The following is a 6,258-nucleotide window of genomic DNA, read 5'->3' on the forward strand; positions in this document are numbered from 1 at the left end:
GAGGTTGAAATTAGGGACTTCATTTTCGCCGGTGTAAAACACTCGTTTAGTGTTTTTGTAGGATAGGATTTTTCTGGCTCTTTCAAGGGGGTTACCCAAAACGATGTCTGCGGGTTTTTTAGGGTTTTCATGAAGAACGATTCTATAATGCCGACTGAGGATAAAATAAAGAGTGCTCTTTTTAAATTCTTCAGCGCCTCCCCACCAATTCGCCACAGCGATTTTTAGGGGGGGAGACTTAGAGGTAATTTTTTTTAATTGGAGCGCTTTCTATAAAGGCGTCTAGTAAAGGTTGGAACATTTTTACCCTTTAAACCAATTTAGGCAAACTCAAATGGCGTTTGAAATACGCCAAGATCACGAGAGCGAAAGGTATCGCTACCAAAAAGTATAAAAAAGTAGGGATCGGCAAGGGATCGCCTGCGGCATAGCTGTGCAAGCCAGAAAGGTAGTAATTCACGCCAAAATAAGTCATTAAAACCGAATAAAACCCTAGCACGCTGCTACTCGCTAAAATAAAGGGCCAATTTTGAGAGCCTAAAAAACGCAAATGCAAGATTAAAGCATAGACGCAAATAGAAATCAACGCCCAAGTTTCTTTAGGGTCCCACCCCCAATAGCGCCCCCAAGATTCATTCGCCCACACCCCGCCCAAGAAATTCCCGGCCGTGAGCATGAACAGGCCTAAAATCATGCTCATTTCATTGATAGCGCTAATGGAAAGAATGGTTTTGTCTAAATTGAAACGCCCTTGTTTGCGCAAGATAAACAAAACCAAACTTAAAATCCCTAGCACAAAACACAAGCCCAAAAAGCCATAACTGGCGGTGATGATAGAGACATGGATATTGAGCCAATAGGATTTTAACACCGGCACTAAATGGCCGATTTGAGGGTCCATAAAGCCTAAATGAGCCACAAAGAGCGCGATACCGGCTAAAAAGCTAGAAGCCGATAAGGCGAGTTTGGAGCGTAAAATAAACCCTGCGATAACAGAAGCCCATGCGATATAAAGCATGGACTCATAAGCGTTGCTCCAAGGCGAATGCCCGCTCACATACCAGCGCAAGATTAGCCCCATAGAATGAGCGATCGCGCAAAGCAAGATAGCCATATAAAGGATTTTAGTGAGCCAAATATTAGGGGGGGTGTTTTTAATAAGAGAGCTGATCACAACGATAAAAAGCAATAACCCTAAAAGGATATAAGGCAAGGTTAGGCTGTTAAAAAAATTGGTGTGGTTTAAAAAAATTTCAGAATCCACTTTAGAAGAGGATAGATAGAGATTTTTGGCATGCTCTTGTTGGTAAATGCTTAAATCTTTTAGGGTTTTTTCTACCTTATCCCATTGGTTGGTTTTTAAAGCGTCATCAAAGCCGCTAAAAATATTTTTTAAAAAATCTTGCACCACGCTTGAAATTTCTTTATTAGGGCTGTTGATCGCTTCAATGGGCGAGAGCCAAGCGCTGGTTTTATCGCTAGGGAAAATGCGTAAAAATTGAGCGCTAAAAAGCGTATAGACTAAGTTGATGCGTTCATCTACTTTTAAGACATCTTTATCCAATTCGTTGCGCGCGTTAGGGGATTTTTGATTGACCTCTTCAACCAAATTTTTTAATTTATACCCACGGCTATCAAACATGTCTCTAAAAGCGATACGGCTTTCATCTAAAGGCGTGCCGATAAGCTTTCTTAAGGCTTTAGTGGAAGTATGAATCATCTTAATACTGCGCCAATCATTGGGGAAAAACATGATCCCTAAAAGCACCTGCATGGCGTTTAGCCCTTGAAAATCATCTTTTTTTAAAATCTTATGTACATATTCAATGCTAATAGTATCAAGGGGTTTGATACGCCCGTCAAAATCCTGGACTTGAAGCCTTTGAAAGGCTTTTAAATGATCTTTAGAATACTCTCTCAAATGCTTCAGACGCTCTAAAATCGCGCTTTTAGAATCTTCTTTATTAGTGGAATTTTCTATTTTTTGTCGCTCAATTTTAGCGCTTTTGCCCCCATGCATGTCAATTTGGCCTTCATTGGCGAACGAAGAAGTAAAAGGGCTGATTAAAATTAAAGCGAGCAAGAAACTAGCGGCTTGTTGGGATTTTAAAAAGCGTGAAAGCTTTAAAAAACGCCCGTTTTTATCCAAAAGCAACCACAAAGCCCCCAAAATAAGCATCGCATACCCTAAATAAGTGGGGATTTTACCCGGGTCTTTATTGACAGAAAGGATCGTGCCTTTTTCATCCGTATCATAGGAAGATTGGAAAAAGCGATAGCCTTCATAGTCTAAGACATGGTTCATAAAGATCCTATAAGGTTTGATTAAAGTGTTATCTAGTTTCAACACTTCCACTTCTGAAGCGTAAGATGAAGGACTCATAGAGCCGGCGTAACGCTCTAATTCAAAACGCTTCAGTTTGATTTGAAAGGGCAATTCAATGTAAGCCGATCCAAAACTCAAAGAGAGCTTGTCGTCTTCAAACATTTCGCTTTCTTCTATGCCTTCATTCCTGTTGGTTTTAATGAGGTTGAATTTGCGGCTCACGCCATTATAAGTCGCTTTTAACACTAAAATGGTAGCGTCATCTTTTTTAATGGCGTTTTGTTTGTAAATCTCTAAGGGTTCTAAAATCAAAGGCTTGTGATCTAAAGTGGCATGAATGGGTCTTAATCGTTTGGAATAATAAAAGGTTAAAGGCGTTTTTAAAGAAAGTTTTTTTTCGTCGTTTAGGGTGATATTAAGGTAAGTGTCCGCGCTTTCAAAAGAGCTTTGAGCGCTATCTTCTCGCACATGCATAAGCCCTTCTACGCCAAAAAAGCGCGTGATGGCTGCCCCTAAAATGATTAAAATCAAGGAGCTGTGGAAAAAAAGGCTCGCATACCTTTTGCGCTCCAAAGCTTTAGATTTAATGAATGTGCCTATTAAAACCACCAACAAATACGCATGCAAGAAATTAAACCAAGGGGTGTTATACACAATAGCCTTACTCGCGCTCGTGCCATAGTCATTTTCTATAAAAGTGGCTATCGCGCATGCACAAGCGTAGAGCGCGATTAAAGGGATAGCGACCCAAAAAGAAGCCAGCAAAAAAGAAAGCAGGCTTTTGAGATTCTTCATTAGGCTTTCCTAGTTAGACTTGCTTTTAGAAAGGTTGGTTTTATACTTGATGTAAGCCTTTAATTTTTTAGTGAGATCCTCATCGTTTTTCGTGTCTTGATACTTCCCATCGCCGATAAATTCTAACACGGCTAAAAATTGCGTGGAAGGCATATAGCCGGGCAATTCATAGATGGTTTTACCGGTTTTATCGGATAAAACAATCGTAGGGGTGGATTGGACGGCATAAATTTGCTCTAATTCTTCTGTAGACATTTTGATTTCTTTTTCATTATTTTTATCGCCGACTTTAAAATTATGCTCTTTAGAGTAGCTGATATTGACGTAGTAAGCGCTAAAATGCTCTTTAATGTAGTTGCGCAATTCTTTGACATTCTTGAGATCTTTTTTAAACCTTTCACAATAAGTGCAACCATTACGACCAAAAACTAAAAGCATGTATTTATCATTAGGGCTAATGGACTTGTTGTCTAAAAAAACATCTTCTAAACCGGCATAGCTTTTTTTGTCTATATTGTCTCGCTCATCGTTTAATTCTTTGGAGCTTTGAGAGCCAGAGCTTAAAAGATTTTCATCTAATTTGTCCTTATTGTTGGACTTGCAAGCGCTTAAAAATAGCGAAATCAATAGCACAATGCTTAAAAATTTCTTGGAAACATAAGAGAATGAAAACATACAATAACCTTTATCTTTTAATGGGTTTGAAAACTCAGTATCTTACTACAATAATCGCTTTTTTATGCATATTTTATCTGTCTTTGAGATTTTCAACCCATTCAATAATAAACTCTGCAAATTCTATGGAATCGTTCAAGCATGGGCAAACTAAATATTCTTTAACTGCCAAGCGCTCTGCCATTAAGCGGTATTGCATGTCTAATTCATAGATCGTTTCAGAATTGTCAATCGTGAAAGCCAAAGGGTAGATGATAATGTTAGACTTGCGGTGCTTTTCTATCAACTCTTCAGTGCTTGGCTCTAGCCATTTCATAGGCCCTAGCTTGGATTGGTAAGAGAGTAAAATCTCTTTAAAAGGGATATTTTTTTGTTGCATCAACTCTTTTAACAAACTCACATGGTGTTCGCATTCTTGCTGGTAAGTATCGCCGGCATCAATAATGCTTTTGGGTAAGCCATGGACGGAAAAGATTAAGACAAAATCCTGGCTCTTGCGGTTGTTTAGGACGCTTAAAATCGTGTTTAAAATGATTTCATTGAGTTTTTCGCTCGCATAAAAGCGCTCTATCACCCGCACTTTGGGGCGGAAAGTTTCTAAAGATTTTAGGGCGTTAAAAGCGTCATTGAAACTAGAAAGGGTGGTGGTGCTAGAATATTGCGGATACATGGAAAAAAACACCAAGCTTTCTACCTCTTTTAAGGCTAAATCTTGCAAAACCATAGACGCATAAGGGGGGGTATAACGCATCGCATAAGTGTAAAAACGAGAAGGATCCAATTCGTTCAAACGCTCTGTAAGGGCGAATGTGATAGGCGTTAAAGGGGATTTGCCTCCTAATTTTTCATAGATTTTTTTGGATTTTTCTATGCGGCTATTGACAATCATTTTACCCACCATTTTACGCATGAAATTATTTTTAATGGTAAGGATAAAGGGGTCATCAAACATGTTTTTCAAAAACACCCCCACTTCATAAAGGCTGTTAGGCCCTCCCATATTCAAAAGAATAACCGCTTCTTTAGGGAATTTTATGGTATTATTTTCTAGATTATTAAGCTTTTCATTGATCAAATTCATTGGTGCATGCTAAAATAAAACGATTAATAAAAAATAAATCGTTAGAAAGAAGTTAATGTTAGAGATGAGTTTGCAGGCATTAAATACACAAGATTCTTCTGTGATGGCTCAATCCTTGCTTATCCATGCCTTTTTTGCAGCCATGCTCGCCCTAGCTTTTATGATCAATCTTTACACCCTTTTTAAAGAAAAAAATTTCATCCAATTGAACAAAAAAATCTATCTTGTCATGCCAGCGATTTACATTCTTTTAAGCATCGCTCTTTTGAGCGGGATTTTTATTTGGGCGATGCAGCAATTTGAATTTTCTTTTAGCACTGTTGTCATGCTTTTAGGGTTGTTGTTGATGCTGATAGCAGAAATCAAACGCTATAAAAGCGTGAAATTCGCCATCACTAAAAAAGAACGGATGGAAGCGTATATCAAAAAAGCTAAAATCCTGTATTTTTTAGAAACGATTCTAATCATCGTGTTAATGGGTCTTTGAATGCGTTTTGTCTACCACCCTTTAGCCAAAGAGCCTGTTTTAAAAATAGAAGGCGAGAGTTATATCCATTTATACCGATCAAGGCGTATCAAAAGCGCGAGTGTTTTGGATTTAAGAAATTTAAAAGACGGCTTTTTATACACCTATGAGCATGCAGAAATCACTAAGAAACACGCCCTTTTAAGGTTAGTAGGCGGGCGAAAATTAGAGGTTATGGCTAATAAAAAAACGCATTTGATTTTAAGCGTGATTGAAATCAAAAGCATTGAAAAAATCCTACCTTTTTTAAACCAGTTAGGCGTGAGCAAGTTGAGTTTATTCTATGCGGATTTTAGCCAGCGTAATGAAAAAATAGACAGCGCCAAATTAGAGCGCTTTCAAAAGATTTTGATCCATTCTTGCGAGCAATGCGGCCGTAGCGCTTTAATGGAATTGGAAGTGTTTTTAAACACTAAAGAGGTGTTAAAAGCCTACCCAAAGGCGAGCGTTTTGGATTTTAACGGCGAAACCTTATCCGCAAGCACGAATTTTGAAAAGGGCGTTATCATAGGGCCTGAAGGGGGCTTTAGCGAACAAGAAAGAGGGTATTTTAAAGAGCGTGAAATTTATCGCATCCCGTTAGATATGGTGCTAAAATCTGAGAGCGCATGCGTGTTTGTAGCGAGTATTGCGCAAGTTTAGTGGGTTATCGCAAAAGTTTTAAAAACAAAATTTTAAAATCTTAAGATCTTAATTTTTTGCTAAAAAGCTTGAGTTAAAGCCAATTTTTAACCCCTAAAATACCCACCCATAGTTGAAAAACACTTTAAAATGGCTGCCCCCCTCATCCAAAACAACAGAGTTCGCATAGATGCCATTATTAGAAGCGATTTTAATACCGCTTTGGATTAAAGG

At 38.4% G+C, this 6,258-nt stretch carries 5 protein-coding genes and 1 pseudogene; 2 read left to right on the top strand and 4 right to left on the bottom strand.

Annotated elements, in window-relative coordinates; all coding sequences use genetic code 11:
- The 4 genes and pseudogenes from EAL87_RS07835 to hemH form a co-directional block, all read right to left on the bottom strand.
- Window positions 1–301 (bottom strand): annotated as a pseudogene (locus EAL87_RS07835) (glycosyltransferase family 10 domain-containing protein); the annotation flags it as partial.
- A 9-nt stretch (window positions 302–310) separates the two neighbouring features.
- The gene (locus tag EAL87_RS07840; RefSeq protein ID WP_120914228.1) at window positions 311–3,121 is read right to left on the bottom strand and encodes a cytochrome c biogenesis protein; all 2,811 of its coding nucleotides are present in this window, start codon (window positions 3,119–3,121) and stop codon (window positions 311–313) included.
- A gap of 9 nt (window positions 3,122–3,130) precedes the next feature.
- On the bottom strand, window positions 3,131–3,796 hold the full coding sequence (locus tag EAL87_RS07845) for a SoxW family protein (RefSeq protein WP_120914230.1): 666 nt from the start codon (window positions 3,794–3,796) through the stop codon (window positions 3,131–3,133).
- A gap of 73 nt (window positions 3,797–3,869) precedes the next feature.
- On the bottom strand, window positions 3,870–4,877 hold the full coding sequence (gene hemH / locus EAL87_RS07850) for a ferrochelatase (protein ID WP_120914232.1): 1,008 nt from the start codon (window positions 4,875–4,877) through the stop codon (window positions 3,870–3,872).
- A gap of 55 nt (window positions 4,878–4,932) precedes the next feature.
- On the opposite strand from hemH, the gene EAL87_RS07855 reads away from it, so the two are divergent.
- Window positions 4,933–5,364, top strand: coding sequence for a hypothetical protein (locus EAL87_RS07855; protein WP_120914234.1), 432 nt, complete (start codon window positions 4,933–4,935; stop codon window positions 5,362–5,364).
- Window positions 5,365–6,045 carry a 16S rRNA (uracil(1498)-N(3))-methyltransferase gene (locus EAL87_RS07860; protein ID WP_120914236.1) on the top strand — a complete coding sequence of 227 codons (681 nt, stop codon included), beginning with the start codon at window positions 5,365–5,367 and terminating at the stop codon, window positions 6,043–6,045.
- The last annotated feature ends 213 nt before the right edge of the window (window positions 6,046–6,258 follow it).

The sequence above is a fragment of the Helicobacter pylori genome (genome assembly GCF_003636935.1).
GTDB lineage: Bacteria > Campylobacterota > Campylobacteria > Campylobacterales > Helicobacteraceae > Helicobacter > Helicobacter pylori_CH.